Source organism: Anoxybacillus sp. ST4 (assembly GCF_019448545.1).
Lineage (GTDB): Bacteria > Bacillota > Bacilli > Bacillales > Anoxybacillaceae > Anoxybacillus > Anoxybacillus pushchinoensis.
Genome location: NZ_JAHZOE010000023.1, coordinates 1 through 25911 on the forward strand (window position 1 = coordinate 1; position 25911 = coordinate 25911).

Sequence of the window (25911 nt, forward strand, 5' to 3'; positions counted from 1 at the left end):
TTTTTCAATTCTGACTTGGAGAAAGGACGGTACATACTTCTACCTCTCCTTCTTCATAGTTTTCCTTTAACATATTAACAAAAGAAAAACGATTTTGTCCTTGACAAAATCGTTTTTCAACAGTCTGTAATCCTTCGGTAAAGAAAGGATTAGCTTTTTTTTGTCAATAAATGTTCGTATTTTGTAAAGTCAATATGCTTATCGCGTAGTGCTTTAATTAAAAATTTATGATCACGTTTTGGAGTAGCGAGAATATAGCCGCGGACAACTAAATCTTCCGTAATTCGATTTGCTTGTTCTTGTAAAGCTAATTCTCCGATTTTACTAGCTATCTTTTGACGGGCAACATCACGAAACAATTCGGGGACAGGGCGGACTAAATCTTCAAGTAATGCTTTCTCCTCGTCAGTCCACAGATGACGTGTTTGATCAATGTAATATTGCTGCCAGTCTAATTCAGATTTCCCATCCTCTTTCGGTAAACGTTTTAAAAATTTCCGAAACATAAAAAAACCACCAATTGACATCGTCACAAGAAGAAAAATGACCCAAAATAAAATAAACCATAAAAACCAACCTGTTAGCATACATTCCACCTCAACGTTTATTATGTAAAAAAATAAGGACGGAATCAAGTAAAAGAGCTGACGTTGTGGTCAGCTCTTTTACATGTCATGACTTGAGTTATGTTTTTGGCGAGTGTGGTTGTGGTTTTTGACCTTTTTCGATCCGCTAAGCGGTTCTGGCTGTCCAGGGTTATCTCCTTTCGGTGCATTTTTACGCATATCTTTTCCCGTATTTTTGTTCATTTAGGTACACTCCTTTTCTTCATTTCCTTCATATGATGGCACGATCACTGGGATTTATGCATATTTCGTTCATGAATAGGCACGATAATATTAAAAAGGAGGAGTGAATGGGATGCCATATCATAAAGATAAACAACAAGCGTTTGAGGCTGCACAACAAGGAACAATGGAGGCGAAAGAATGGTACGATCATCTTGTGAAAAGTGATGCAGACTACGGAAGTCAGCTGCATCATCTGAAACAAGAAGTAAATGAGGCGTTTGAACAAATTAATAATGCGCTCGAAGTAGCTTCTGAAAAACAACGCAAGCAACTCGAACAATTTCGTCATGATTTGAAAGCGATTGTGGAAGAGGTAAATATGTATGAATAATCCCGCCTTGAGCGGGATTATTGATTTTTTTTACGTTTCTTATTATTTTGTTTCTGGGCTTCTGTGAGCGGTTCATTTGTTAATTCTTCATTGTAGCCCGCACCTTTCCCTTGAGCGCTCGCATCATTCATGCCAGGAATAACGTGATTAGCTTTTCTTTTTACCATCTTTTTTCACCTCCTACAACTATTGTTGGAAAAGGAGCAAAAAAATATGCATTTATCTGAAACTTATAAACAATTATTATTTACTTATGTAGAGCATTGTATTAAGATAAAAGCGTAGGAATTTTGTGGGTTTGGGAGAAGATGATTTGTTAGAAGGGGGTAATACATAATGTTAAAAAATGATGTATTTCAAGCGCGTTCTACATTTGAGGTAAACGGAAAAACATATCATTACTATCGCTTGCAAGCGCTTGAAGAAGCAGGAGTTGGAAACGTATCACGTCTTCCGTATTCTATTAAAGTACTTCTTGAATCGGTACTTCGTCAAGTTGACGGACGGGTTATTACGAGGGAACATGTTGAGAATTTGGCAAAATGGGGAACGAATGAATTAAAAGATGTAGACGTCCCGTTTAAACCATCTCGTGTAATTTTGCAAGATTTTACAGGTGTTCCCGCTGTCGTTGATTTGGCCTCAATGAGAAAAGCGATGGCAGACATTGGTGGAGATCCGTATGAAATCAACCCCGAAATTCCTGTTGATCTCGTTATTGACCACTCTGTTCAAGTTGATAAAGCTGGAACAGAAGATGCGCTCGAATATAACATGAATTTAGAGTTTGAGCGCAATGCAGAACGTTACAAGTTTTTGAAATGGGCACAAAAAGCGTTTAGTAATTATCGCGCTGTCCCACCTGCAACAGGTATTGTGCATCAAGTAAACTTAGAGTATTTAGCAAATGTTGTTCACGTTGTTGAAGGAGAAAACGGTGAATACGAAGCGTTTCCGGATACACTTGTAGGTACAGATTCCCATACGACAATGATTAACGGCATCGGTGTTTTAGGTTGGGGTGTTGGTGGAATTGAAGCAGAAGCAGGTATGCTCGGACAACCTTCCTATTTCCCAGTACCAGAAGTGATCGGTGTACGTTTAACAGGAAAATTGCCAAACGGTACAACAGCGACAGACCTTGCGTTAAAAGTAACACAAGTGCTTCGTAAAAAAGGAGTTGTCGGCAAGTTCGTTGAATTTTTCGGTCCAGGTGTTGCCACATTGCCATTGGCTGATCGCGCCACAGTAGCCAACATGGCACCTGAATACGGGGCAACGTGCGGCTTCTTCCCAGTCGATGCGGAAGCGCTTGATTACTTACGTTTAACAGGCCGTGATGAGCAGCATGTTCAACTTGTTGAAGCATATTGCAAAGCAAACGGCTTGTTCTATACACCGGATGCACAGGAGCCTGTATTTACAGATGTTGTTGAAATCGACTTATCGGAAATTGAGCCAAATCTTTCTGGACCAAAACGTCCACAAGATTTAATTCCGCTTTCAAAAATGAAAGAATCGTTCCGCCAAGCTGTCGTTTCTCCGCAAGGAAACCAAGGTTTTGGCTTGACTGAGGCAGACTTTGATAAAGAAATGACGGTTACGTTAAACGGTGAAGAAGTAAAAATGAAAACAGGTGCGATTGCGATTGCTGCAATTACAAGCTGTACAAACACGTCTAACCCATACGTGTTAATCGGTGCAGGCTTAGTAGCGAAAAAAGCGGTGGAAAAAGGATTGAAAGTACCAAAATACGTAAAAACGTCACTTGCACCTGGTTCGAAAGTCGTCACAGGATATTTAAAAGATTCAGGTCTTCTCCCTTACCTAGAGCAAATTGGCTTTAATATCGTTGGTTACGGTTGTACAACATGTATCGGTAACTCTGGTCCGCTTGCTCCGGAGCTTGAAAAAGCGATCGCCGAAAACGATTTGCTTGTCACGAGCGTATTGTCTGGTAACCGAAACTTTGAAGGGCGTATTCATCCGCTCGTCAAAGGAAACTATTTAGCATCACCGCCGCTTGTCGTAGCATATGCGCTTGCCGGAACAGTCGACATCGATTTGTTAAATGATCCGATCGGTAAAGATCAAAACGGCAATGATGTGTACTTTAACGACATTTGGCCATCTACAGAAGAAGTGAAAGAAGTTGTGAAAAAAGCGGTGACACCGGAATTGTTCCGTAAAGAATACGAGCGAGTATTCGACGATAACGCGCGATGGAACGCGATTGAAACGACGGACGAGCCGCTTTATCAATGGGATGAAAATTCAACGTACATTCAAAATCCACCATTCTTCGAGGGATTATCGCCAGAAGTGGAAGAAGTAAAACCACTTACTGGATTACGGGTAGTTGGTAAATTTGGCGACTCTGTTACAACAGACCATATTTCACCAGCTGGATCAATCGGTGTAAACACGCCAGCAGGACAATATTTAATTTCTAAAGGTGTCGATCCGAAAGACTTTAACTCGTATGGATCTCGACGTGGTAACCACGAAGTAATGATGCGCGGTACGTTTGCAAATATTCGTATTCGTAACCAAATTGCTCCGGGTACAGAAGGCGGCTATACAACATACTGGCCAACAGGCGAAGTCATGTCGATTTACGACGCATGCATGAAGTACAAGCAAGATGGTACAGGTCTTGTTGTGATTGCTGGTAAAGACTACGGAATGGGAAGTTCGCGTGACTGGGCGGCAAAGGGAACGTATTTGCTTGGTATTAAAACGGTTATTGCGGAAAGCTTTGAGCGCATCCATCGTTCCAATCTTGTGCTTATGGGTGTGTTACCGCTTCAATTCAAAGAAGGTGAAAATGCGGAAACACTCGGATTGACGGGTACAGAAGTATTTGAAGTACACATTGACGAGAACGTAAAACCGCGCGATTATGTAAAAGTAACAGCGACGGATGAGCAAGGTAACAAAAAAGAGTTTGAAGTACTTGTTCGTTTCGATAGCGAAGTAGAAATTGACTACTATCGCCATGGGGGCATTTTACCGATGGTGTTACGTGAGAAATTGAAACGATAAGAAGAGAGCGAATCGCTCTCTTCTTTATTTTTTATTCGTCTTTTTCGCAGCCTGTTCTAATGCGCTTTTTGGGTCAGGAGTAAACGTCGCATCATATCCTTGTGGGTTGACGCTTGGGGCGTTTTGTCCGCGATTTCTTCCATTATTTTTGCTCATCATGTCCACCTCCTGTGCATATTGTATCCGTCTTTTTCAAAAAATAATATACAAGAGGGGGCAAGAATATGAATCGAGCCATTCAAACGGCATTATGTACAATTGCACTAGCTCAATTTTTAAAAATTCCGTTCGCAAAAAGAAAAACGAAAAAATGGGACTGGAACATTTTTTTTGAGACGGGTGGCATGCCAAGTTCACATTCTGCAGGTGTTGCCTCCCTTGCTACATACGTTGCTCTAAAGCGAGGGGTGCATAGTATAGATTTCGCACTTTCGGCCGTTTTTGGATTAATCGTTATGTACGACGCGCAAGGAGTGCGTTATCAGGCAGGGGAGCTAGCCATACGAGTAAATGAGTTAACAGAGGAAATAAAGCGACTAAACGGTGACCAAAACGATGGAACAATTGATCGGAGGAAAGAATTGTTGCGCGAGCGACTCGGTCATCAACCGATTGAAGTGGTTGGTGGGGCACTTCTCGGCATCGTTACAGGTGGATTATCATATGTAATTGGCAGACGAAGGCGCTCGCTATGACAGACGAGCGCTCTTTTTTCTTTGCCATATTTGTTGAGGAAGTTCAGACAAAATCATTCCCAATAAAATAAGTGCAGCACCAAATAAAGCTGCTTGCTGGAGACGTTCATCATTCCATATATATGCAGTTAAAGCAGCGAAAACAGGTTCTAAAGCGAAAATTAAGGCAACACGTGTCGGTGATGTATATTGTTGAAAATGCGTTTGAATAAAGAAAGCAATCGTTGTTGCGAACAGTGCAGTGATGAGTAAAGCCATCCATACGTCAAATTCAAAAAAAGTAGTAAGCGGAATAAGAGACCAGTCTTCGAACAAATATGAACATATAAGACAGAGAATCGATACAGTTTGGACTTGAACGGCTGTTAGTAGGACGGGTGAAAATTTTGTTGCATATATGCTCGTTGAAACGATATGTAATGCAAATGCGATAGCACATAAAAAGACGAATAAATCTCCTTTATTTATTGTTATGCTTTCACTGGAAGTCAAAAGATATAGACCGCACGTAGCTAATATACTGCCAGCCACTGCATTAAATGAAAGTTTTTGTTTTAAAATAATAAGTGCAAAAAAAGGCACGAGAACAACATTTAATCCAGTAATGAATCCAGCCTTTGAAGATGTAGTATACAGTAGGCCGATCGTTTGAAGAGCATATCCAAGACATAGCCAAACACCGAGCATAACCCCAGCGCGTATGAGTTGTCGATCAAGCGGTTTCCGTTCGAAAACGAATATCCAAATCCATAACAACATACTTGCGATCGCAAAACGTACGGCATTAAACAATAATGGAGGCAAAAAAGAGATAGCGTTTTGAACGACGACAAACGTAGCACCCCAAACAAATGCAACAAACAATAAACTAGCGTCCGCTTTGTACTTCATATTTCGCTCCTTTACAAAAAATGTTGTATAAGACAAAAGTCTCATACAACATTTTACCATCATTCCGGATACTTTGGGGATATTTTTTTTGCGACATATACAAACGGCGTATCCAACATTGCGACAATCCATTTCAGTACGTACGTCGTTATAAAAATTTGGAGCCAATTACTGAATGGAAACACACCAAGAAATGCAATCGATGTAAAAACGAACGTATCGACCAATTGGCTAATCATTGTACTTCCATTATTGCGAATCCAGAGTTGGGAATCGCGTGGAAACTTCTTTTTAAGCCAGTGAAATAGGTAAACATCGAGTGACTGGCTAATGAAAAAAGCAAGCAAACTTCCAAGTGCGATGCGTGGTAATAAACCGAAAATCGTTTCTAATGCTGGCTGAGCAAAGTCGCTTGAGTGTGGTTTAAATGATAGGGCAATTTGCATCACGACCGTTAAAGAAATGAGCGTGAAAAAGCCAAGCCAAACGGCTTTCTGCGCTTCTTTCTTTCCATATTTTTCACTTAAAATATCCGTTACTAAAAATGCAGTTCCATACATGACGTTTCCAAGTGTAGCTGTCATACCAAGAAGTTCAACTGTTTTGACAACCTGTAAGTTAGCGACAACAGTAGAAAAGCCGATCCATACGAATAAACCAGAGCGACCAAAGAAACGATAAATGAGCACAACTAGTGAAAATGTAACGATAACAGAAAAAAGCCCGAGTATTTCATTAAACATGGTGATCCCTCCTCGTATGAAAATATAAAGACACAAACGATATTATACAACTGAGAAGTTTTTTTGTCTAAACTGTTATAATAAAAAAAGAAAGGGTGAGCGATATGAAGGTATTTATCGAGTGGACATATGTAACGCGGAACAAAAAAGAGACGGTATGGACATCTAAAGAAATGAATGTAGAGGAAGCACTAGCTATTGCGGAAGACATAGAGAAAACTGGAAGAGTAAAGCAGCTTTTATTTTATGATGATCGTGGTGTGTCGTGGTCGAAAAAAGAGTTGTCTAAACTAATGAAAAAAGTAGAAACAGAGCCGCATGATGTTATTGCATATTTTGACGGTGGTTTTGATCGTCAACGTAAGAAAGCAGGAGTTGGGATTGTTATTTATTATAAACAAAATGGTGCGAAATTTCGTACGCGTGTAAATGCGCAGTTAGATGAGCTTGAGTCAAACAATGAAGCGGAGTATGCAGCATTTCACTTTTTACTTGAACAGCTTGAACATCTTGGTGTGCATCATTTGCCAGTCGTTTTCAGAGGTGATGCACACGTTGTTTTTCATCAACTGTCTGGTGAATGGCCTGTATTTTCCGAAGAAGGGAGATGGGTTGAACGAATTGAACAGAAAATGAAGAGACTCGGTATTTCACCAATTTATGAGCCAATTGTTAGAAAAGAAAACGGTGAAGCGGATCAGTTGGCGACACAAGCACTTCATGGAACGATAATTAGAAGTACAATACAACTGGAGCGTGGGTGATGAAGCGGAAAGATGTGTTGTTTCAACTAAACGAACTGTTAGATACGTATTGTGAAGGATGTTTTGTAAAAAGTACTCTTCGGAAAGAAAGAGGAAAATCATATGCACAATCGTTTTGTATTCAAACGTGTACAATAGGGTGGAAAATTCAGCAATGTGGCAAGTTACTTGTTAAACAGAACGTGCAATAAGGTGTCCCATTTATTCGGGACACCTTATTGCTACATATGGTTCATCGTTTCTAATAGTTGGTGATGGGCATTTGTTAGCTCTTTCTCGCACTGTAACAACAACGGATCTTCCGTGTTCGTCTTGACACGAGCGATCACCTCTTTTGCATTTTCGATCGCTTGTTTTGCGTGTGTGAAAGCTTGTTCGTCTAGGCTCATCGTTGCTGCTGCAACCATTTTTTTTGCTGATTCAACTGCTAAATGCGCATGTTCGATTTTAGTAAATACGCTATTTGACTGAACATGCGGATGTTTTGGATTTTGTGTCATCGTCATCCCTCCTCGTTTTATAGTATTGGTGTGGGGAGGGGAGAGTATGTAATAAAAAAGACCAGCATATGCTGGTCTTTTCGTCGAGCTATATATGAATCATCTCAGACGATTATAATTTCACTACGTTTGCAGCTTGAGGGCCACGGTTTCCTTGAACGATTTCAAAAGAAACAGCTTGACCTTCTTCTAATGTTTTGTAGCCTTCACCTTGGATTGCTGTGAAGTGTACGAATACATCGTCTCCACCTTCAACTTCGATGAATCCGTAACCTTTTTCGTTGTTAAACCATTTTACTTTACCGTTTTGCATAATACTGAATCCTCCTAATACCTTTTAGCCAAAAGGCTAATGAACAAATTTTTCATATAACGGAATATACTCACAGCAACCATTTGGTGCAGGACATATATTCAGTTAGATGATAATTAGACTATACACGAAAGACAAGGAAGAGTCAAGACAAAAAGGCGATTTTTTCAAAAAATTTTTTTGTAGGAGGATTTTTACTATAAGTGCATAACATTAACAGTAAGACGTATGGAAAGGAGTGAGCGGTATGTATCGTGGTAAAATTCATGGAAAAGAAGTAATTATTAAGTTAAGCAACCATGTACGGAGACAAAAGATCGATCAAGAAAAGCTATACCAAACGGTTTTAGCATTTAGTGAAGCTGCATTTGACCAACAGAAAGAACAATTTGGTATTGTAAGCAAGCAGGGATTTATCGTCGCGTCCGTCGAACAACATGATTTGCCTGTCATTTCAGTAGATTATATTATCCCATCCCATCATGTGTATGAGTAAAACTCAACATGGTTGGTGCTAACTTCCCTATTCGTTTATGTCGGGAAGCTCCTCGTCAAAGAAAATGAAAATATGTATAATGTATGTATATGCAGCATAAAGGTGGGAAGTTATAATGTTGAAACAATGGACCATTCATACACAAAAACGGGATGAATTTGTAGACATTACTTCTTTTGTCCAATCATTCGTCACAGAAACTAGGGTTCAAGAAGGAATGGTAGTTGTTTATTGCCCGCATACGACCGCGGGGATAACGATTAATGAAAATGCCGATCCTGATGTGACACGGGATATGATCCGTCGTTTCGATGAATTATATCCATGGTATCATTCGATGGATCGGCATAGTGAAGGAAATACAGCCGCTCATATGAAAGCAAGTACTGTCGGATCGTCTGTACACGTCATTGTGACAAAAGGTCAGTTACTTCTTGGTACGTGGCAAGGCGTTTATTTTTGCGAGTTCGATGGGCCAAGGACTCGCACGTTTTATACAAAGGTGATCGAAGGATGAATGGACAACGTATTTTACCAGCTGTACGTTCAATGAAAGATTTTGATAAATTAATCAAAATGAATTATGAGTATGGCGTTTTTTTAGACATTCATGTTGGCATGTTGAAAAGTGTATATGCATATGCGAATGAACACGGGAAAAAGATGTTTCTCCATGTTGATTTGATACAAGGGTTAAAAAGTGATGAGTATGCCACGGAGTTTTTATGCCAACTTGTGAGGCCGTACGGATTGATTTCTACAAAAAGCAGTGTGATTACAAAAGCAAAACAAAAGGGAGTCATCGCGATTCAACGAACATTTATTATCGATTCAAATGCCTTTGAAAGAAGCGTTCAACTCGTAGAAAAAACAAATCCTGATTATATCGAGGTATTACCTGGTGTCGTGCCAAAAGTTATTTCCAAACTTCATGAACGAACAAGTAAAAAAATAGTCGCTGGAGGGTTGATTGAAAACGAAAGCGAAGTTGAAGCAGCACTTGCTGCAGGGGCGGTAGCAGTAACGACATCAAATGTCGAACTTTGGCGATATTTCGCCCCGCAACAAACATATTGACAACGTTTTCAAAATCAATTAGTCTTATAGTTAAGTTAATAATGTTAGTGATGGAGAAAGGGAGACTCACACGCGCCGTTATGAATTGCGTTGTGGGTCTTTTTTTGTAAGGGGGATACGTGCATGTACATTTTAGCTCTTGATCAAGGAACGACGAGTTCACGTGCCATTTTGTTTAATCAAAAAGGGGAAGTTGTGCACATTGCTCAAAAAGAATTTACACAATATTTTCCCCAACCAGGATGGGTTGAACATAATCCAAATGAAATTTGGGGATCAATTTTAGCTGTTATTGCAACAGTATTATCAGAAGCAGCTGTTGAGCCGAAACAAGTTGCTGCCATCGGTATAACAAACCAGCGTGAAACGACAGTCGTGTGGGATAAGCAAACAGGCCAGCCAATATATAATGCCATCGTGTGGCAATCGCGCCAGACAGCACAAATTTGCGAAGAGTTGAAAAAGAATGGATACGATGACCTATTTCGTCAGAAAACAGGTTTGCTAATTGATGCGTATTTCTCAGGAACAAAAGTTAAATGGATTTTAGATCATGTTGCGGGGGCGCGCGAAAAAGCAGAACGTGGGGATTTGTTGTTTGGAACAATTGATACATGGCTCACTTGGAAATTGTCCGGGGGGAGAGCACATGTGACAGACTACTCGAATGCGTCAAGAACGTTAATGTTCAACATTTATGAGCAGAAGTGGGATGATGAACTTCTTAACATTTTGCATGTGCCAAAAGCGATGCTACCAGATGTTCGACCATCTTCACAAATTTACGCACATACAGCACCGTACCATTTCTTCGGGCAAGAAGTACCGATCGCTGGAATTGCAGGGGATCAACAGGCAGCTTTGTTTGGGCAAGCGTGCTTTGAAGAAGGTATGGCGAAAAACACGTATGGAACAGGTTGTTTTATGTTGATGAATACAGGGGAAAAAGCCGTGCAATCGGATCATGGTTTGTTAACGACGATTGCATGGGGAATTGATGGAAAGGTCGAATATGCGCTAGAAGGAAGCATTTTCGTCGCTGGGTCTGCCATTCAATGGTTGCGAGATGGGCTAAGAATGATTAAAGAAGCGAAAGATAGCGAAGTATATGCAGTAAAAGTACACTCGACGGATGGGGTATATGTTGTACCAGCGTTTGTAGGCCTTGGCACACCATACTGGGATAGTGATGTACGAGGTGCTGTATTTGGTTTAACGCGCGGAACAACGAAGGAACATTTCATTCGTGCAACACTTGAGTCACTCGCATACCAAACGAAAGATGTATTAACAGCCATGGAAGCGGATGCAGGTATTACGTTGAAAACGTTACGAGTAGATGGTGGGGCTGTAAAAAACAACTTTTTAATGCAGTTTCAAAGCGATATTCTTGGCGTACCAGTCGAGAGACCGATTGTGAATGAAACTACCGCCCTCGGTGCTGCTTATTTGGCAGGTCTTGCAGTTGGATATTGGGAAAGCAGAGAAGAAATTGCGAAACAGTGGAATATTGAGCGTGCTTTCGAACCAAAAATGAGCGCTGATGCCCAACAACGATTATATGATGGATGGAAAAAAGCCGTGCGCGCGGCACAAGCGTTTAAATAAAAATAAAACCGGCTGCTTTTTAGGCAGTCGGTTTTATTTTTATTCTAAATTATTCAATAAAACTATGTTCTAAATAATCAAAAAGAAAAACAAAATATTTCGTCAATATAACCGTTTCCATAGCGAAAAAAATGTGCTATTATAATCAACAAAAAGAAAAAATTTTGTTTTCCGAAGAAATGTGAGGGCTGTATGGTATACGATGGAATTATTTTAGGTATTCTCATTGGTTTATTTCGTGGAGGTAATTTCAAAGGCATCGCAACTTTGAAGTTAAAAGGAGGTTGGGTTTTTCCAATCTTACTGCTTGTGCAATGGATTTTTTTCTTGTTGCAGGATCGTATCACTATTTTAGCGAATATGAGTAATATCACATTTATTATTGTTTACATCATTGGATTAACGTTCATTTGGCTTAATCGTCATTATCCGGGGATGAAAACGATTTTTGCTGGTGTGCTTTTGAATTTCGTTGTTATTGCTTTAAATGGCGGTAGAATGCCTGTATCACTTGAAGCTACGCAAGCTGTTTTAGGACAAGAGTATGTTGAGCTTTTGAAAACGGGGCTCTATGGGAAGCATACAGCTATTACTGCTGACACGATTTTCCCTTTTCTAGGGGACATTATTCCGCTAGCACCACCTTATCCACGAGCAAAAGTGATTAGTATTGGCGATGTGGTGATGAATATCGGTGTCTTTTTATTTATTCAATACTTAATGATGAAAGAAAAGCAAACAGATTCTCTTCAACCTACACATGAAGGGAGGTGAAAAACATGAACGCACGCGTAAAAAACGTACTTATTAATTTACTTGTTATTGGCTCTGTTGTTGTTGCGTTGACTTCTGCTATTAAAGTAATCGGATAAGGGGGGAGGATTACTCCCTTTATTTTATATTTTCAGAAAATATGTTTTAGGATGAGTGATTAGTGTATGACAATCCAATCAAGAATGTATATCTGTGTTTTAGGGATATTGGCTTGTGCGTTGAGTGGTGGGGTATTTAGTTCTCCTGTTCCTTTCCCCACACTTGAAGAATGGGTATGGATTTATTTTTTATCTATTTCCTCATACATATTGAGTCGTTTTGAAATACAAATTATCCCAAATAAAAGCTCGTTTTCTATGGATTCTGCCATATTCTTGGCGTCGGTTCTTCATTTCGGATTAACGGTGTCTTTTTGGGTATTTCTATTATTCTATTTAATTCAAATTATATACAATCGAACGATTCCAATATGGGCTCACCTACTAAATTTTTTTATGTATTTAATTATGATATTTGCTACAAGCTTTTCGTTTGTTTTTCTGAATGGAGAGGTAGGAGGGGATGTTGTATATAATTTATATCCATACCTTTTGAGTTTGGTTGTGTATTTTACAATTAATGTAACTATCTTAATTGGATTTTATCGCTCTGCAAAATCTAGGTTTACCGGGGTATTCAATTTAGGCCTTTTAAAAGAAGTACTGTTTATCTACCTCGTCACCCTTCTTCTTTCTTTAGTGCTTATTATTTTAATTGATAGCGAAGGCTTTTTTGGGTTATTTTTATTTACAGTTTTAGTTGTTTTGTTATCCATTACGTTTGGAAAAGTGCTCGAGTGGTATCAAGAAATGTCCAATCAAGCAAATAAAGACTACCTCACCGGCTTATATAACCACGGATATTTTAAAGATTACTTAAAGGAACTATTTCAGGAGACAAAAAAAGCAGGTGATCAGCTTTCGCTCGCTTTTTTAGATTTAGATGATTTTAAAAAATATAATGATTATCATGGTCATGTGCAAGGCGATCGGTTGTTAAAATTTGTTGGGGAATATTTAAAAAATGAAACGAAAGAGCGTGGTTTTACAGTTGCGCGATACGGAGGAGAAGAGTTTGCGATCATTTTACCGAAAACATCAAAGCATGAGGCAGCAGCTTTCATGGATGGATTACGAAAAAAGCTAAACGATACACCATTTGTTGGAGTGGAGCGCCTTCCATATCGTTGTATTTCGTTTTCATGTGGAATTGCTGAATATGAATCAGATATGTATGAAGAAAGCGAACTGTTACATAAAGCAGACCAGGCACTTTATTATTCAAAGGCACAAGGGAAAAATAACGTACAACTGTACGATGCGAAAAGAATATCCCGTGATGCATTGAAATTTAAAGAAGACTTAGATGCCATTGAAGAGCAGTTGAAACTGTTGCTTTATAAAGACGTGTATACATACCGTCATAGTAAACGTGTATTTACATATGCAATGGAGTTTAGTGATCGTCTTCCTCTTACAGAAGAAGAGAAACGAACCCTCGTTTTAGGGGCACTCGTTCATGATATTGGGAAAATTGAAGTTTCCCGCGATATTATTAATAAAACAAGCAAACTGGATCCAGATGAATGGGAAATGATGAAAAAACACGTCATATGGGGGAAAGAAATTGTTCTCTCCGATGGTCGTTTTGAAGAAGTGATTCCACTTGTTGAACTTCATCATGAGCGTTACGATGGACGAGGTTATCCTTATGGGCTAAAAGGAGAGGAAATGCCAAAATTAGCTCGTATTTTGTGCATCATTGACTCATTCGATGCGATGACGACAGACCGCCCGTATCAACGAACAAAAACATTCTCCGAAGCGATTGTTGAATTGCGCCGTTGTTCTGGTACGCAATTTGATCCTCAATACGTCGAGCCATTTATCCAAATGATTGAAGAATATTATCCCGAAAAAATCATACGTACAGATGAGACTGTCTCAACATGAGGCAGTTTTTATTTTTCTGAAAAATGAACGTTTTTGAATGTATTGTGAAATAATATGATTATTTTTGATTTAAATTGATTGAATTTGATTGATTTTTTACCTATAGTCCGATATGATAAAGATGTAAGCGATTTAAAATAAGGAGGTGTAGAGTTGTTAACACCGGAACGACATCGTGTTATTTTACAGTTGTTGCAAGAAAAAGAAGTCGTAAAGTTGCATGAATTTGTTGAAGCTACACAATGTTCAGAATCAACAATTCGGCGCGATTTAAGTCAACTAGAAAAACAAAAAAAGCTAAAGCGTGTCCATGGTGGTGCGGCGTTATTACAGCAAAAAAGAGAAGAGTTAAGCGTTTTTGAAAAATCGACTAAAAACATTCATGAAAAACAACTTATTGGTAAATATGCCGCAAGCTTGATTCAAGACGGGGACTGCGTTTATTTGGATGCAGGAACAACGACATGGCAGATGATCCCTTATATTGAAGCGAAAGATATTGTCGTCGTGACAAACGGTATTATGCACATTGAAGCGCTGTTAGAAAGAAATATTCCAACGTATCTTGTTGGGGGGTTCGTGAAGAAAAAAACGAATGCGCTAATTGGCCGAGGAGCGATCCATTCGTTGCAACAATATAGCTTCGACAAATGTTTTATCGGTGTAAACGGTGTTCATATTGATTCTGGCTATACGACTCCTGATCCGGAAGAAGCGTTTATGAAACAAACAGCCATTCATTTATCTCGACAAGCTTTCGTATTAGCGGATCATTCAAAACTTAACGAAAGTACGTTTGCTAAAATTGCCGAATTACAGGAAGCTACGATGATTACGAATGAAACCGATGAAGAATTACTAGCAATGTACGAAGCAAAAACGACAGTAGAGGTTGTGAAAGCATGATTTATACATGTACATTAAATCCTTCCGTTGATTATATTGTTGAAGCACAACAGATCGAGATAGGGCAATTAAATCGTGCAACAAAAACAGCATACTTCCCCGGGGGGAAAGGAATTAACGTATCGCGTGTATTGAAACGATTAAATGTCCATAACGTTGCACTCGGTTTTGTCGGAGGATTTACAGGGCAATTTATTTCTGATGAATTAAAACGGGAGCATATTTTAACAGATTTTATTACTGTAGCAGGACAGACGAGATTAAACATTAAGTTAAAAGGGGAAAAAGAAACTGAAATTAACGGTGAAGGGCCTGCGATTAGTGACGAACATAAAGAAGCGCTAATCGCTAAAATAAAACAACTAAAAAAAGGCGATATTCTCGTACTAGGTGGAAGTCTTCCACCGTCCGTTGACGATGCTTTTTATATAAGGATGATCGAAGAAGCAAAAAAACAACGGGTAGCTGTTGTTGTTGATACGAGTGGAAACGCGTTGAAACAAGCGATTGCATACGAGCCGTTTTTACTTAAGCCAAACCAAGTTGAACTCGGAGAATTGTTTGAAATAGATATTCATAGTCGACATCAGATCATTGAATGTGGAAAAAAACTAATTGAACATGGTGTTCAACATGTCATTGTATCATTGGCAGGAGATGGAGCGATTTTGTTTCATAAAGACGTAATATTAGTCGCTCAAGCTCCGAAAGGGACAGTAAGAAATTCCGTCGGGGCTGGTGATTCTATGGTGGCTGGATTTTTGGCTGCATATGTAAACGAAGCAACACTTGAGGAGGCGTTTCGATATAGCGTTGCGGCTGGTAGTGCAACAGCTTTTTCTGAAGATTTATGTACGGAGGACGGGGTTCATCGTTTGTTAAGTGAAGTGACTATTACAAGAATGGAGGATGCTGTATGAGGATTACGGATATATTGACAGAAGATACAATTGTCCTTGATTTGAAGTCAAAAACAAAAACAGAAGTCATCGAGGAATTAGCAGATGTGCTAGAGAAGACGGGGAAATTGTATGATCGCGAAATGTTTCTAGAAGCGATTTTTGCACGAGAGGCGCAAAGTACGACAGGAATTGGTGAAGGAATTGCTATTCCACATGCGAAAACGAAAGCAGTTCGTACTCCGGCGGTTGTTTTTGGGCGCTCAAAAGAAGGAATTGACTACGATGCGTTAGACGGAAAACGAAGCCACTTGTTTTTTATGATCGCAGCGCCTGAAGGAGCAAATGACACACATTTGGAAGCGCTCTCTCGGTTATCGACGTTGTTAATGGACGCATCATTCCGTTCGAAAATTGAAAACGCTTCAACAAAGTACGACATTATTCAAGCGATCCAAGAAAAGGAGGGGGAAACGATGACAGAAGAAAAACAACAGTTTGGCAAAAAGAGAATATTGGCTGTTACAGCTTGTCCGACAGGGATTGCGCATACGTATATGGCTGCTGATGCTTTAAAGGCAAAAGCTAAAGAAATGGGAGTCGATATTAAAGTAGAAACAAACGGTTCAAGCGGTGTGAAAAACGAGTTAACAAAGCAAGACATTGAAGAAGCCGTGGCGATTATCGTTGCAGCAGATAAACAAGTAGAAATGGATCGATTTGACGGTAAACATGTTATTCAAGTACCGGTTGCTGATGCGATCCGTAAACCAGAGCAACTCATTGATCGCGCCTTAAAACAAGATGCTCCAATTTATCGAGCAAGCGGTGGGAATCATTCGTATATTCCAAAAGAACGAACAGGCTTTTATAAGCATTTAATGAACGGCGTATCCAATATGCTTCCGTTCGTTGTCGGTGGTGGTATTTTAATCGCAATTTCGTTTATTTTCGGTATTAAGGCGTTTGATCCGAACGATCCGTCGTTCCATCCAATCGCCAAAGCGTTGATGGACATTGGTGGCGGCAGTGCCTTCGCACTCATGATTCCTGTATTGGCTGGCTTCATTGCAATGAGCATTGCGGACCGTCCAGGATTTGCGCCAGGGATGGTCGGAGGATTTATGGCAGCGAATGGTGGTGCTGGTTTTTTAGGCGGATTAATCGCAGGCTTTTTAGCAGGATATCTTGTTGTAGCGTTAAAAAAATGGTTTAGTCGTTTGCCACAATCACTCGAAGGAATTAAACCTGTTCTTCTTTATCCGTTATTCGGTATACTACTTACAGGACTTATTATGATGTACGTCGTTATTGATCCGGTAAAAGCGTTAAATGAAGGAATGAAGACATGGCTTGAAAATATGGGTACAGGCAACCTCATTCTCCTTGGTCTCATTCTTGGAGGAATGATGGCGGTTGACATGGGAGGACCGATTAATAAAGCAGCGTTTACGTTTGGAATTGCGATGATTGATGCAGGAAACTACGCTCCACATGCAGCCATTATGGCAGGTGGAATGGTTCCTCCTTTAGGATTAGCGCTCGCAACAACGCTGTTTAAAAAGAAATTTACAAAAGCAGAAAGGGAAGCAGGAAAGACGTGCTACATTATGGGAGCTTCGTTTATTACAGAAGGGGCTATTCCGTTCGCTGCAGCTGACCCAGGGCGCGTCATTCCATCAATTATTGTCGGTTCAGCTATCGCAGGAGCGTTAACAATGATGTTTGGCATCGGTCTTCCTGCACCACATGGTGGCATTTTCGTTATCCCAATCGTAAAAGGAAATCCATTGTTATATGTACTTGCGATTTTAGTTGGTTCACTTGTGACAGCGTTTATGGTTGGATTATGGAAAAAAGAAGTAAAAGAATGATAGATAAAAAGTAAGCGTGCGATGACAACATCGCGCGTTTTTTTCTTTTTAAAAAATTGACAAAGATAATCATTATCATTTAATATAATTATTGAAAATAATTATCACTTATATACATAGGGGGGCTATGCATGCCAAAAGCAATAATGATATTTACAAGCATGACAGGGAATACAGAAGAGATGGCTGAAGCGATTGCCGAAGGGGTTCGTGAACAAGGGATTGAGTTGAATGTAAAAGAAGTGTTAGATGCCGTAGCGGTAGAGCTTGAACAATATGACGGGATTTTGCTGGGGGCGTACACATGGGGAGATGGAGAATTACCTGATGATTTTTTAGATTTTTACGATGAACTAGATGATGTTAATTTAACAGGCAAAAAAGCTGCTGTTTTCGGTTCGTGCGATTCAAGTTATGAGAAGTATGGTGCAGCTGTCGACATTTTAATTGAAAAATTACAGGAGCGCGGCGCAGAAGTCGTCCTCGAGGGACTGAAAGTAGAATTGACGCCGACAAATGAAGAAAAGCAACTATGTATTGCGTTCGGTCGTAATTTTGCCAAACAGTTGTAAAAGGTCGTTTCGTACACGACCTTTATTTAATTAAACTATGTTCTAAATAATCAAATTAAAATTTAAAAAAAGAAAAAGAACAAATTAGCAGCTAACTTGTTCAACAGAGCGTTTAGATGATTTTTCAACATCTGATTTATAATATGAAGGAAAGTACATATATACGTCTGTTCCTTGACCGATTTCACTATGAATAAACAAATCGCCTTTCATTGTTTCAACAATGCGGTAAACAACCATCATTCCAAGGCCTGTCCCTTTCGTTCCTTTTGTTGTAAAGTAAGGTTCACCTAGACGTTCAATTTGTTCTTTTGTCATTCCAACTCCGGTATCACCGATATGAATCAACACATAATCTTTATCAATCGATACGTTAATACGCAACGTTCCTCCGTTCGGCATAGCTTCAATAGCGTTTTTCATTACGTTCAGTAAACATTGTTGAAATTTTTGACGCTCTCCTTTTACGGCAAATGGCAAAAGGGAAGGTTGAATTTCGATACTACTCATGTTTGCAAGAGGACGTAAAATATCAATGACTCGCTCAATTTCGGTTTTGACATTTAATTTTTCGACATGTTCTGGCGCAGGTTTAGCAAATGTCAAATAATCTGTAATGATTGCTTCCGCGCGATCAATTTCCTCAATGGCAATTTGAATATATTGTCTATCCTTATAGTTTACTCGTTCACTTTGTAACAACAATTGCATAAATCCTCTAGATACAGTTAACGGGTTTCGTACTTCATGTGAAATGGAAGCAGCTAAATGTCCAACAACTTCCATTTTCTCAGCGCGAATGATACGACGTCGAAGATCGCTATGTTTTTGAATCGTCTCGGTAATATAGGAACCTAAAAATGCTGTAAGTGGTTGAGCTGGAAAATATGTCGAAAGCATATGGATAAGCTGTTGCTCATCATTCATCCATATATGAGATAATACGATCGTTAAAACAGCTGTTCCAACCGATAGAGCAGTAATGGTGGTAATTCGTTGTTTGGAAGATAAATGTGTTTGAAACTTTTTATAAAAAAATAAACAGACGATGAATTGAGTTGTCGTGACGATCATTGTGACGATAATACCTTCTGTTCCACCAATCATCATCCGATAAATCACAGTGATCATCGCAAGAAAAAGGGTAGAGAACGCCCCACCGTACAAGCCACCAATCCAAATCGCCACTTGCCGTAAATCAAAAATGAACCAGTTTGTTGTTTGAATAGGGAACGTCATACAAAAGACAATACATATGCCGATTGAAAACGTTTTTAAAATGGCCTTTAAGCGATCGGATATACGACGTTCTTCAAGCCAAATAGGAACAATTAGCAACGCTAATATAATAAAAAATAGGTTGAGCAATACTTCTTTAATTAGTGGGGGCATATAAGCCCGCTCCTTTCGACATGTATTTCAGAATAATACGAATATTTCCGTCGAATGATTTCTTTTACATTGTAAGCTAATGTAGTTACGTTGTGAACACAAAACAGTTCGATGTTTTATGTCAAGATTCAACAAATTTTGCGCTACTTTTCACTTTTATATGGTATGATGGGAAGAAAAAGGGGGATGACGTATGGAAAAGGCATTAGCAAACAAAAAGATTGTGCTATGTGCTTCACGAAAAATTGAAGAAATGAGCGCGCTTATTGTCAAACAAGGAGGTATTCCGATTTCGCGACCCGCCCAAGGAACGACATTTTTGAATGAAGAGTTAGAACAACATCTTCATCACATCGTTCACGAACAAAATGATTGGTTTATTTTTACAACGGGAATTGGTGTGGAAGCATTGATCGAGAAGGCGAAGGAATACGGGATTGAACAATTACTGCTTCAGTCCATTCGTCGTGCACATGTAGCGGTGCGTGGTTATAAAACGATGAATGTATTACGTACATACGGAATTACCCCTCGCATATGTGCAGACGATGGAACAACAAAAGGTTTGATCCGCGCATTACAAGAAGTCGACTGGAAAAGTAAAAAAGTTGTTGTTCAGCTTTATGGGGATTCCATTCCATCATTACAACAATTTTTAGTTAAGCGAGGGGCTTTATATAAGGAAATATGGCCATATCGACATACTCTGCCTACATTCGATGTAATGAAGCAGCTTACTGATGACATTATTTCCCGTGCTGTGCAAGCGGTTTGTTTTACATCAGCGATTCAAGTCCGCTTTTTCTTCTCATTTGTTCGTGAGCACGGATATGTCGAACAGATTAAGCAGGCTTTTGCCGAAGATATCGTAGCTGTTGCTGTTGGGAAAGTAACGAAAGAAGCGTTACAAGAGGAAGGAATTAATCGTGTGATCGCACCGGCTCATGAAAGAATGGGAGCAATGGTCATCGAGTTAGCAAAGCACTATAGCATGATGTAGACGTGCACAAATGTGGCACGTCTACGTACGAAATGACTCAACCGTTGTGCGGAGTTGCTCACCGAGTGTGGCAAGCGTTTGGGCACTAGAAGTGATTTGTTCGTTCATAGCTAATTGTTCTTCAACTGTTATTGTGCTTTCTTTGCTTCTTTGCATCACTTGCTCAGAAAGTTGCTTCAGTTGATTCATTGTTTGAGTTAGTTCGTTGGAAATGGCGGTCATTTGCTCGATAGCTGCCGATGTGGTTTGCACTTTAGAAAACACTTGTTCCACGGACTCGTCAATTGCGCGAAACGAGCGTTCTGCGGTGTCGTAATATGTTTCGCCATCAACGAGTTTTCTTGTATTCTGTTCCATGGATTGCGATACTTTTTTTGTTTCCATTTTTATTCTATCTAGCATTGCTTCGATTTCTTTTGCCGCTTCTTTTGATTGCTCAGATAGCTTACGTACTTCGTCAGCTACCACAGCAAATCCTTTTCCGTGATCACCGGCTCGCGCGGCTTCAATAGCAGCATTTAAGGCAAGTAAATTAGTTTGTTCCGCAATGGCGGTGATCACATTTGTAATTTTCTCAATTTTCTCTGAATGGTGCTCTAGGGAATCAACGAGTGCTTTTGTCGTAAACATTGCATCACGCATGTCGTGTGCTTGTGCTGTAACAGTTTGAATGGCCTGTTTTCCTTTATTGACTGAGTCATGTGCTCGCTCAGCTGAAGTCAGTAAGTCCTCGCTACTTTCTGCGATTTGATTCATTCCTATTGCTAGTTCGCGTAATGACAAATCACATTGTTGCAACATGTGTAGCTGTTTCTGTGCTTCTGTAAATGTGAGTTCCGCCATTTCTGCCGCTTTTTCTGCTGATTGTGTACTTTGTTCTGCGCTTGCTGCAAATTGCTCCGCTTGCGATGCGATTTGGAAAGATACGTCTTTCATCATTTGAATCGTCTCTTTTAATTTTGCTTTCATGTCGTTAATGGATTGCACCATATGCTTCGTTTCGTCTTTTGTTTGAACGGATAAAGGTGGGGAAGATAAATCTTGTTTGGCTATATGCTGAAGTTCAGCAGAAACGAGGTGAATTGGTTTGGCGATCCGACGACTGATTAAAAAAGAAGAAGTGCTACCGAACAGAGCGAGAAATACGATACATGTAAAAACGATTGTGTATGTTTGTTTCGTGTACTGTTTAACACGTTGTTGATCATCTTTCAGTAGTGCTTTTTGTCGTTGCAACATTTGTTCTGCTGTTTGTAAAAAGAGTTCGCCTGTTTTTTGTAGTTCGGTGACAACATGTGCGCGTTCTTGTTCATGAGCTGTGCGTAAAAATTGTTGCACGAGTAGAAAATATTGATATTCCAGTTGCTGTAGCTGATTGACGATTGCTTTACTTTCTTCTGTTGATAACGTTGAGTTGATTTGTTCGTAATTTTTATAAAATTGTTTTCTTTGTTCTTCGTAGCTCCTTAAAAATTTGTCATCTTTTAATAGTAGATAAGTGAGCACATCTTTTCTTTCCTCATAAAAAGAAGTAACCATTTCATCTGTTTTCGTAATTATATCAAAACGATGGTTGATTAAACGGTTATACATATTATTTGTTTCATTCATTCTAAATAGTTGGAATGCCCCCATACATATGACGAACAACGAAACAGCGAAAAAAAATGAAAGGATTTTTCGGCTAATACTCATGATTTTCCTCCTGTTCCTATTTGTTCAATCATTATATGTTTGAAATAAGAAGTGGTTTGTGTGAACAAAATAAAAAAGCATCCCAAATGTTAACTTGGGACACTTTTTTTAGATTTCGATAGCGATAGGATAGAAATAGTCCGATGTTCACGCGCTTGACCGATAAACAGCAAGCTAAGTGGTGTAGCATGTATAATATAGCAAACGCCAACGGAAACGATTGTTGTGATTGTAAATAATATAATAGCTTGCAACATCGAATACATCGTTGTCGGAATGATCGGTGCAAACACGTATAAGAAAAACATATGTGCAATATATGCCCCATACGTATATCGACTAATGAAACGTAACGCCGTATACAATCGAGATTTTGTTTGCACAATGGTAATCGATAAAGCGTATAGCAAGAAAATTTCTGATGTGACATACAACACCATCGAAGGCTTTAAATACGTAATCATCGTTAAATCGATAGAAAAGATGCCTTGTGATGTAAACAGCTCATAACTAACAAAGATAAAAAGTGATAAAAACAAAAATGTGTTAAGTGGAATAACTCGAATGACGAATTTCCGCCATGTTGGGAGCGTGTACGCAACCATGCCGCCTAGGCCAAAATAAAAGAAATAAGCTAAAAACGTACGATCGATATAATGTATATATGACGTGCTTTGAACAATTGGAAAAATGAATGTAATAAAACCAATGTAAATCATGGCACTAATGATAATAAATAATTTCCAATACTTCTTTTGATCAATCCAATAAAAAAATGGAATGATGATGACGATAAGCAAATGAAATTGCATGATCATGACGACGTACCATAAATGAGAGGCTGCCTCCCCAAGCAACAGTTGTTTCATCACATCGATTACGTGTAGATGACTAGAAAACAATATAACATAAATAAACGACCACGTCACATATGGAACAACAAGTTCTTTCCATTTGTGTAATACGTATTGACGATAGTCGATGACAGTATGTTGAACAATATGAAATCCTACTAAAAACACGAACACAGGAGCAGAAAATTTGACGAAATGAAACAGCATTCCAATCATAATCGCTTCCTCTGGATGAGGGGAACGATAATTCATTACGTATAGTAACGCGCTTTGAAAAACAACAGCTAAAAATGCTAAACTTTTCATAACGGTTAATTCTGCGGGTGTACTCTTTTTCATTTTCCTCACCAGCTTTATTTGTCAGTTTGTTCATATATTAGTATAATGCTAATAGTTTCACAAAGTTGGCTGGAGCGGTGAACATTTATTGAAAAAACCGTCTCGAATTCATGAATATTAATAACGAATATTATATAAAACGTTTACAAAAGGAAGGGAAAAACGATGCGTTATCATACTCATATTGTTTCATCATTAGCGATTGGAACCGGGATTGCTGCGTACACTCCTGTTTCATTTACAATCGCCTATGCAGCTGGGCTGACGCTCGGGAGCTTGCTTCCAGATATTGATGAGCCTAACTCATACATCGGTCGTCGCTCGTTTGGAGTTGCCAAGCAGGTGAATAAGGCGTTTGGTCATCGGGGGTTTACCCATTCATTACTAGCATGGGGGGCTATCACTATCGTTTTATTATTGCAACATTTTTCTCCTTTTACGCTCGGGTTATGTCTTGGATATGCGTTTCATGTTTTAGCCGACTATTGTTCAAGTCAAGGTGTTCCGTTACTATGGCCATTTTCTAAAAAAAGATATCGGTTTGTGATAACATATCGTACGTCTAGCTTTTTGGAAACACTCCTTTTTTATTGCTTTCTTGTTTTGTTCATTTATTTTCTAACAAATGGTGCGATTGAAGATAGTAACTCGATCTTCCCATTTTAATTTATTGATTTTTTAGAATAGATTGACTATTATTATGATGAGATTGACAAAAGTGGGGGATGGGGATGAAAACGGCAGATTTGTGTGATCAATATGGAGAAAGTGTCCGTGTTTGCTCTCTTTCATTCCGAAATTACGGTGGGAAAGCAACGTTTTATGGACGAATTACAACCGTCGATGTATGTGATGATAACGTTCTTGTTCGGGAAGCGCTAGAAACGGCACCGGCAGGAAGCGTCGTCGTTGTGGATGGCAAAGGTTCAAACAAGTGCGCCCTTGTTGGAGATCGGCTTGCACAAATTGCATGTGACCGTCAATTGGCTGGCATTATTGTACATGGGTGCATTCGTGATTCAAAAGAAATAGGGAATATGCCAATTGGCGTACTTGCGCTTGGGACATGCCCACGCAAAAGTAAAAAAGAAGGAAAAGGGATGCGAGATACAATTGTACATTTTGGCGATATTGAGTGGAAGCCGGGTACATACGTATATGTTGATGAAGATGGTGTGATCGTTTCAGATGATTCATTACATGAATAGCCATTTTTTCGGTTATCCTATCGTCTAAAGGGGGAGTAGATGATGGATAAAAAACGAACGATGATAGAAGACGAGGTAGCATTTGCTGAACAAGAGATCAATCGATATTTTTACGAGCATCAACCTGAAGAAGTTGTCCCGTTTTATGTCGGCAACAATACACCTGCCATTCGCGTCAGTAAACAAGAAGAGTGAGTCGGGCTAATCGCCCGACTTTTTTAATGGTCGGTTTTATCGTTTTGACTTTTGTTTTGCTTCCGTCCTTTACTATTGTCTCCGGTATGTCCGTGCAACTTCCCATGTTGTGTTGGGGCATTTTGATTTTCGCTTCCTTGATTCACTTTTTTTGTCATGTTTCTCGCTCCTTTCTGCTACAATAAACGTAACATGTTTATTTTTTCAAAAAGGGGTGGAGTTATGCGTACGTGGCATAAAGAGGCGGAGAAACAGTGGGATGAGCGCGCGGAGTGGTGGCATCAAAGTAGCGAGGACATGTGGGAGCAGGGAAGTCGAAAAACGATTATTCCGTTTGTTAAAACATACATTCCTAAAGAAGGATATGTTGCAGATATTGGTTGCGGTGACGGATATGGATCATACAAGTTGTGTAAAGAAGGGTACCGAGTGATCGGCTTAGATTTATCAAGCGAAATGATTGAATTGGCAAAAAAGAAAAGACATCATGAACATCTCCATTTTCAACAAGCAGATATTATGAATTTGCCTTTTCCAGATGAAACGTTTACAGGTGCAATGATTATTAACTGCTTTGAATGGACTGAACGTCCGCTTGCTGCGCTTGAAGAAGTGCGGCGTGTGTTAAAAGCAAATGCATATGTTTGTGTAGGTATCCTTGGACCGACAGCTGCCCCGCGAGTAAATAGCTATCGCCGCTTATATGATGAGGCGGTGATTTGCAATACGATGATGCCATGGGAGTTTGAACGGCTAGCTACTGAAAATGGTTTTACAGTTGTTGCTGGAGAAGGGGTGTATAAGCGCGAAATTGATAATTCTATCGTCCGACATTTACCGACAGAGTTAAAACAGGCCGTTTCTTTTATGTGGTTATTTATGTTGCAAAAAAGGTAGG

At 39.4% G+C, this 25911-nt stretch carries 32 protein-coding genes; 20 read left to right on the forward strand and 12 right to left on the reverse strand.

The window, feature by feature from the left end:
- Nucleotides 1–149: 149 nt before the first annotated feature.
- Entirely contained in the window at nt 150–587 is a 438-nt protein-coding gene (locus K1I44_RS11950) for a DUF2621 domain-containing protein (RefSeq protein WP_003398947.1), read from the reverse strand.
- 78 nt (nt 588–665) lie between these two features.
- Nucleotides 666–809, reverse strand: a complete 144-nt coding sequence (locus tag K1I44_RS11955; protein ID WP_003398946.1) for a small acid-soluble spore protein P — start codon at nt 807–809, stop codon at nt 666–668.
- 112 nt (nt 810–921) lie between these two features.
- Between K1I44_RS11955 and K1I44_RS11960 the strand changes: the two genes are divergently transcribed.
- Nucleotides 922–1182, forward strand: a complete 261-nt coding sequence (locus K1I44_RS11960) for a hypothetical protein (protein WP_003398944.1) — start codon at nt 922–924, stop codon at nt 1180–1182.
- Between the two features lie 17 nt (nt 1183–1199).
- Here K1I44_RS11960 and sspO read toward each other — a convergent pair whose 3' ends face one another.
- Entirely contained in the window at nt 1200–1349 is a 150-nt protein-coding gene (gene sspO, locus K1I44_RS11965; protein WP_003398943.1) for a small acid-soluble spore protein O, read from the reverse strand.
- A gap of 169 nt (nt 1350–1518) precedes the next feature.
- On the opposite strand from sspO, the gene acnA reads away from it, so the two are divergent.
- A complete protein-coding gene (gene acnA / locus K1I44_RS11970; RefSeq protein WP_219986270.1) occupies nt 1519–4227 on the forward strand; it encodes an aconitate hydratase AcnA in 2709 nt (902 codons plus the stop codon).
- A gap of 24 nt (nt 4228–4251) precedes the next feature.
- On the opposite strand, the gene K1I44_RS11975 is transcribed toward acnA, so the two are convergent.
- Nucleotides 4252–4383 (reverse strand): hypothetical protein, encoded by a 132-nt coding sequence (locus K1I44_RS11975; protein WP_003398939.1) that lies wholly within the window; start codon nt 4381–4383, stop codon nt 4252–4254.
- Between the two features lie 68 nt (nt 4384–4451).
- Between K1I44_RS11975 and K1I44_RS11980 the strand changes: the two genes are divergently transcribed.
- Nucleotides 4452–4922, forward strand: a complete 471-nt coding sequence (locus K1I44_RS11980) for a divergent PAP2 family protein (protein ID WP_003398938.1) — start codon at nt 4452–4454, stop codon at nt 4920–4922.
- Here the strand turns inward: K1I44_RS11980 and K1I44_RS11985 are convergent.
- Entirely contained in the window at nt 4917–5813 is an 897-nt protein-coding gene (locus tag K1I44_RS11985; protein WP_003398937.1) for a DMT family transporter, read from the reverse strand. The two genes, K1I44_RS11980 and K1I44_RS11985, sit on opposite strands and share 6 nt — an antisense overlap.
- Nucleotides 5814–5872: 59 nt before the next feature.
- Nucleotides 5873–6556 (reverse strand): queuosine precursor transporter, encoded by a 684-nt coding sequence (locus K1I44_RS11990; RefSeq protein WP_219986271.1) that lies wholly within the window; start codon nt 6554–6556, stop codon nt 5873–5875.
- Between the two features lie 104 nt (nt 6557–6660).
- On the opposite strand from K1I44_RS11990, the gene K1I44_RS11995 reads away from it, so the two are divergent.
- Together K1I44_RS11995 and K1I44_RS12000 are read left to right on the forward strand one after the other, a co-directional pair.
- Nucleotides 6661–7320 carry a ribonuclease H family protein gene (locus K1I44_RS11995; RefSeq protein WP_219986272.1) on the forward strand — a complete coding sequence of 220 codons (660 nt, stop codon included), beginning with the start codon at nt 6661–6663 and terminating at the stop codon, nt 7318–7320.
- Nucleotides 7320–7511, forward strand: coding sequence for a zinc-finger domain-containing protein (locus K1I44_RS12000; RefSeq protein ID WP_003398933.1), 192 nt, complete (start codon nt 7320–7322; stop codon nt 7509–7511). The genes K1I44_RS11995 and K1I44_RS12000 overlap by 1 nt, the downstream gene beginning before the upstream one ends.
- A 30-nt stretch (nt 7512–7541) precedes the next feature.
- Here K1I44_RS12000 and K1I44_RS12005 read toward each other — a convergent pair whose 3' ends face one another.
- Complete coding sequence (locus K1I44_RS12005; RefSeq protein ID WP_219986273.1) at nt 7542–7820, reverse strand: DUF2564 family protein; 279 nt, start codon at nt 7818–7820, stop codon at nt 7542–7544.
- A 112-nt stretch (nt 7821–7932) separates the two neighbouring features.
- Nucleotides 7933–8133: a cold-shock protein CspD gene (gene cspD, locus K1I44_RS12010; RefSeq protein WP_003398931.1), complete on the reverse strand. Its 201-nt coding sequence runs from the start codon at nt 8131–8133 to the stop codon at nt 7933–7935.
- 247 nt (nt 8134–8380) lie between these two features.
- Between cspD and K1I44_RS12015 the strand changes: the two genes are divergently transcribed.
- From K1I44_RS12015 to K1I44_RS12060, 10 genes are all read left to right on the forward strand, one after another.
- Nucleotides 8381–8629, forward strand: a complete 249-nt coding sequence (locus tag K1I44_RS12015) for a hypothetical protein (RefSeq protein WP_003398930.1) — start codon at nt 8381–8383, stop codon at nt 8627–8629.
- A gap of 115 nt (nt 8630–8744) precedes the next feature.
- Nucleotides 8745–9146, forward strand: a complete 402-nt coding sequence (locus K1I44_RS12020; RefSeq protein WP_219986274.1) for a secondary thiamine-phosphate synthase enzyme YjbQ — start codon at nt 8745–8747, stop codon at nt 9144–9146.
- Nucleotides 9143–9706: a glycerol-3-phosphate responsive antiterminator gene (locus K1I44_RS12025; RefSeq protein WP_219986275.1), complete on the forward strand. Its 564-nt coding sequence runs from the start codon at nt 9143–9145 to the stop codon at nt 9704–9706. Before K1I44_RS12020 ends, K1I44_RS12025 begins: the two co-directional genes overlap by 4 nt.
- A gap of 123 nt (nt 9707–9829) precedes the next feature.
- A complete protein-coding gene (gene glpK, locus K1I44_RS12030; protein WP_219986276.1) occupies nt 9830–11314 on the forward strand; it encodes a glycerol kinase GlpK in 1485 nt (494 codons plus the stop codon).
- A 192-nt stretch (nt 11315–11506) separates the two neighbouring features.
- Complete coding sequence (locus K1I44_RS12035; RefSeq protein WP_219986277.1) at nt 11507–12088, forward strand: DUF5317 domain-containing protein; 582 nt, start codon at nt 11507–11509, stop codon at nt 12086–12088.
- 164 nt (nt 12089–12252) lie between these two features.
- Nucleotides 12253–14079 (forward strand): bifunctional diguanylate cyclase/phosphohydrolase, encoded by a 1827-nt coding sequence (locus tag K1I44_RS12040; protein WP_370628000.1) that lies wholly within the window; start codon nt 12253–12255, stop codon nt 14077–14079.
- 153 nt (nt 14080–14232) lie between these two features.
- Nucleotides 14233–14985: a DeoR/GlpR family DNA-binding transcription regulator gene (locus K1I44_RS12045; protein WP_003397272.1), complete on the forward strand. Its 753-nt coding sequence runs from the start codon at nt 14233–14235 to the stop codon at nt 14983–14985.
- Nucleotides 14982–15905 (forward strand): 1-phosphofructokinase, encoded by a 924-nt coding sequence (gene pfkB, locus K1I44_RS12050; RefSeq protein WP_219986278.1) that lies wholly within the window; start codon nt 14982–14984, stop codon nt 15903–15905. Before K1I44_RS12045 ends, pfkB begins: the two co-directional genes overlap by 4 nt.
- A complete protein-coding gene (locus K1I44_RS12055) occupies nt 15902–17758 on the forward strand; it encodes a PTS fructose transporter subunit IIABC (RefSeq protein WP_219986279.1) in 1857 nt (618 codons plus the stop codon). Before pfkB ends, K1I44_RS12055 begins: the two co-directional genes overlap by 4 nt.
- A 131-nt stretch (nt 17759–17889) precedes the next feature.
- The gene (locus K1I44_RS12060) at nt 17890–18330 is read left to right on the forward strand and encodes a flavodoxin (protein WP_003397268.1); all 441 of its coding nucleotides are present in this window, start codon (nt 17890–17892) and stop codon (nt 18328–18330) included.
- Nucleotides 18331–18414: 84 nt separating this feature from the next.
- On the opposite strand, the gene K1I44_RS12065 is transcribed toward K1I44_RS12060, so the two are convergent.
- On the reverse strand, nt 18415–19722 hold the full coding sequence (locus K1I44_RS12065; protein ID WP_219986280.1) for an ATP-binding protein: 1308 nt from the start codon (nt 19720–19722) through the stop codon (nt 18415–18417).
- 193 nt (nt 19723–19915) lie between these two features.
- Between K1I44_RS12065 and K1I44_RS12070 the strand changes: the two genes are divergently transcribed.
- Nucleotides 19916–20722 (forward strand): uroporphyrinogen-III synthase, encoded by an 807-nt coding sequence (locus K1I44_RS12070; protein ID WP_219986281.1) that lies wholly within the window; start codon nt 19916–19918, stop codon nt 20720–20722.
- A gap of 21 nt (nt 20723–20743) precedes the next feature.
- On the opposite strand, the gene K1I44_RS12075 is transcribed toward K1I44_RS12070, so the two are convergent.
- Nucleotides 20744–22417 carry a methyl-accepting chemotaxis protein gene (locus K1I44_RS12075; protein WP_219986282.1) on the reverse strand — a complete coding sequence of 558 codons (1674 nt, stop codon included), beginning with the start codon at nt 22415–22417 and terminating at the stop codon, nt 20744–20746.
- A gap of 89 nt (nt 22418–22506) precedes the next feature.
- Nucleotides 22507–23610 (reverse strand): acyltransferase, encoded by a 1104-nt coding sequence (locus tag K1I44_RS12080; RefSeq protein WP_003397261.1) that lies wholly within the window; start codon nt 23608–23610, stop codon nt 22507–22509.
- A 165-nt stretch (nt 23611–23775) separates the two neighbouring features.
- On the opposite strand from K1I44_RS12080, the gene K1I44_RS12085 reads away from it, so the two are divergent.
- The 3 genes from K1I44_RS12085 to K1I44_RS12095 all read left to right on the forward strand — a co-directional run bounded on the left by K1I44_RS12085 (nt 23776) and on the right by K1I44_RS12095 (nt 25013).
- Entirely contained in the window at nt 23776–24276 is a 501-nt protein-coding gene (locus K1I44_RS12085) for a metal-dependent hydrolase (RefSeq protein WP_219986283.1), read from the forward strand.
- Between the two features lie 65 nt (nt 24277–24341).
- Nucleotides 24342–24818: a ribonuclease E activity regulator RraA gene (gene rraA, locus K1I44_RS12090; protein ID WP_003397259.1), complete on the forward strand. Its 477-nt coding sequence runs from the start codon at nt 24342–24344 to the stop codon at nt 24816–24818.
- A gap of 39 nt (nt 24819–24857) precedes the next feature.
- The gene (locus K1I44_RS12095; protein ID WP_219986294.1) at nt 24858–25013 is read left to right on the forward strand and encodes a hypothetical protein; all 156 of its coding nucleotides are present in this window, start codon (nt 24858–24860) and stop codon (nt 25011–25013) included.
- A 23-nt stretch (nt 25014–25036) separates the two neighbouring features.
- On the opposite strand, the gene K1I44_RS15410 is transcribed toward K1I44_RS12095, so the two are convergent.
- On the reverse strand, nt 25037–25171 hold the full coding sequence (locus tag K1I44_RS15410) for a hypothetical protein (RefSeq protein ID WP_003397258.1): 135 nt from the start codon (nt 25169–25171) through the stop codon (nt 25037–25039).
- A 64-nt stretch (nt 25172–25235) separates the two neighbouring features.
- Between K1I44_RS15410 and K1I44_RS12100 the strand changes: the two genes are divergently transcribed.
- Nucleotides 25236–25910: a class I SAM-dependent methyltransferase gene (locus K1I44_RS12100; protein ID WP_219986284.1), complete on the forward strand. Its 675-nt coding sequence runs from the start codon at nt 25236–25238 to the stop codon at nt 25908–25910.
- The last annotated feature ends 1 nt before the right edge of the window (nt 25911 follow it).

Coding starts and splice junctions, on each gene's coding strand:
- K1I44_RS11960 (WP_003398944.1), top strand. CDS start 922: ATGCCATATCATAAAGATAAACAACAAGCGTTTGAGGCTGCACAACAA.
- K1I44_RS11950 (WP_003398947.1), bottom strand. CDS start 587: ATGCTAACAGGTTGGTTTTTATGGTTTATTTTATTTTGGGTCATTTTT.
- K1I44_RS12095 (WP_219986294.1), top strand. CDS start 24,858: ATGATGGATAAAAAACGAACGATGATAGAAGACGAGGTAGCATTTGCT.
- K1I44_RS12020 (WP_219986274.1), top strand. CDS start 8,745: ATGTTGAAACAATGGACCATTCATACACAAAAACGGGATGAATTTGTA.
- K1I44_RS12025 (WP_219986275.1), top strand. CDS start 9,143: ATGAATGGACAACGTATTTTACCAGCTGTACGTTCAATGAAAGATTTT.
- K1I44_RS12085 (WP_219986283.1), top strand. CDS start 23,776: ATGCGTTATCATACTCATATTGTTTCATCATTAGCGATTGGAACCGGG.
- K1I44_RS12035 (WP_219986277.1), top strand. CDS start 11,507: ATGGTATACGATGGAATTATTTTAGGTATTCTCATTGGTTTATTTCGT.
- K1I44_RS11990 (WP_219986271.1), bottom strand. CDS start 6,556: ATGTTTAATGAAATACTCGGGCTTTTTTCTGTTATCGTTACATTTTCA.
- cspD (WP_003398931.1), bottom strand. CDS start 8,133: ATGCAAAACGGTAAAGTAAAATGGTTTAACAACGAAAAAGGTTACGGA.
- rraA (WP_003397259.1), top strand. CDS start 24,342: ATGAAAACGGCAGATTTGTGTGATCAATATGGAGAAAGTGTCCGTGTT.
- K1I44_RS12040 (WP_370628000.1), top strand. CDS start 12,253: ATGACAATCCAATCAAGAATGTATATCTGTGTTTTAGGGATATTGGCT.
- K1I44_RS15410 (WP_003397258.1), bottom strand. CDS start 25,171: ATGACAAAAAAAGTGAATCAAGGAAGCGAAAATCAAAATGCCCCAACA.
- K1I44_RS11955 (WP_003398946.1), bottom strand. CDS start 809: ATGAACAAAAATACGGGAAAAGATATGCGTAAAAATGCACCGAAAGGA.
- K1I44_RS11980 (WP_003398938.1), top strand. CDS start 4,452: ATGAATCGAGCCATTCAAACGGCATTATGTACAATTGCACTAGCTCAA.
- pfkB (WP_219986278.1), top strand. CDS start 14,982: ATGATTTATACATGTACATTAAATCCTTCCGTTGATTATATTGTTGAA.
- K1I44_RS12005 (WP_219986273.1), bottom strand. CDS start 7,820: ATGACACAAAATCCAAAACATCCGCATGTTCAGTCAAATAGCGTATTT.
- glpK (WP_219986276.1), top strand. CDS start 9,830: ATGTACATTTTAGCTCTTGATCAAGGAACGACGAGTTCACGTGCCATT.
- K1I44_RS11995 (WP_219986272.1), top strand. CDS start 6,661: ATGAAGGTATTTATCGAGTGGACATATGTAACGCGGAACAAAAAAGAG.
- K1I44_RS11985 (WP_003398937.1), bottom strand. CDS start 5,813: ATGAAGTACAAAGCGGACGCTAGTTTATTGTTTGTTGCATTTGTTTGG.
- K1I44_RS12065 (WP_219986280.1), bottom strand. CDS start 19,722: ATGCCCCCACTAATTAAAGAAGTATTGCTCAACCTATTTTTTATTATA.
- K1I44_RS12055 (WP_219986279.1), top strand. CDS start 15,902: ATGAGGATTACGGATATATTGACAGAAGATACAATTGTCCTTGATTTG.
- acnA (WP_219986270.1), top strand. CDS start 1,519: ATGTTAAAAAATGATGTATTTCAAGCGCGTTCTACATTTGAGGTAAAC.
- sspO (WP_003398943.1), bottom strand. CDS start 1,349: ATGGTAAAAAGAAAAGCTAATCACGTTATTCCTGGCATGAATGATGCG.
- K1I44_RS12000 (WP_003398933.1), top strand. CDS start 7,320: ATGAAGCGGAAAGATGTGTTGTTTCAACTAAACGAACTGTTAGATACG.
- K1I44_RS11975 (WP_003398939.1), bottom strand. CDS start 4,383: ATGAGCAAAAATAATGGAAGAAATCGCGGACAAAACGCCCCAAGCGTC.
- K1I44_RS12080 (WP_003397261.1), bottom strand. CDS start 23,610: ATGAAAAAGAGTACACCCGCAGAATTAACCGTTATGAAAAGTTTAGCA.
- K1I44_RS12060 (WP_003397268.1), top strand. CDS start 17,890: ATGCCAAAAGCAATAATGATATTTACAAGCATGACAGGGAATACAGAA.
- K1I44_RS12100 (WP_219986284.1), top strand. CDS start 25,236: ATGCGTACGTGGCATAAAGAGGCGGAGAAACAGTGGGATGAGCGCGCG.
- K1I44_RS12015 (WP_003398930.1), top strand. CDS start 8,381: ATGTATCGTGGTAAAATTCATGGAAAAGAAGTAATTATTAAGTTAAGC.
- K1I44_RS12075 (WP_219986282.1), bottom strand. CDS start 22,417: ATGAGTATTAGCCGAAAAATCCTTTCATTTTTTTTCGCTGTTTCGTTG.
- K1I44_RS12070 (WP_219986281.1), top strand. CDS start 19,916: ATGGAAAAGGCATTAGCAAACAAAAAGATTGTGCTATGTGCTTCACGA.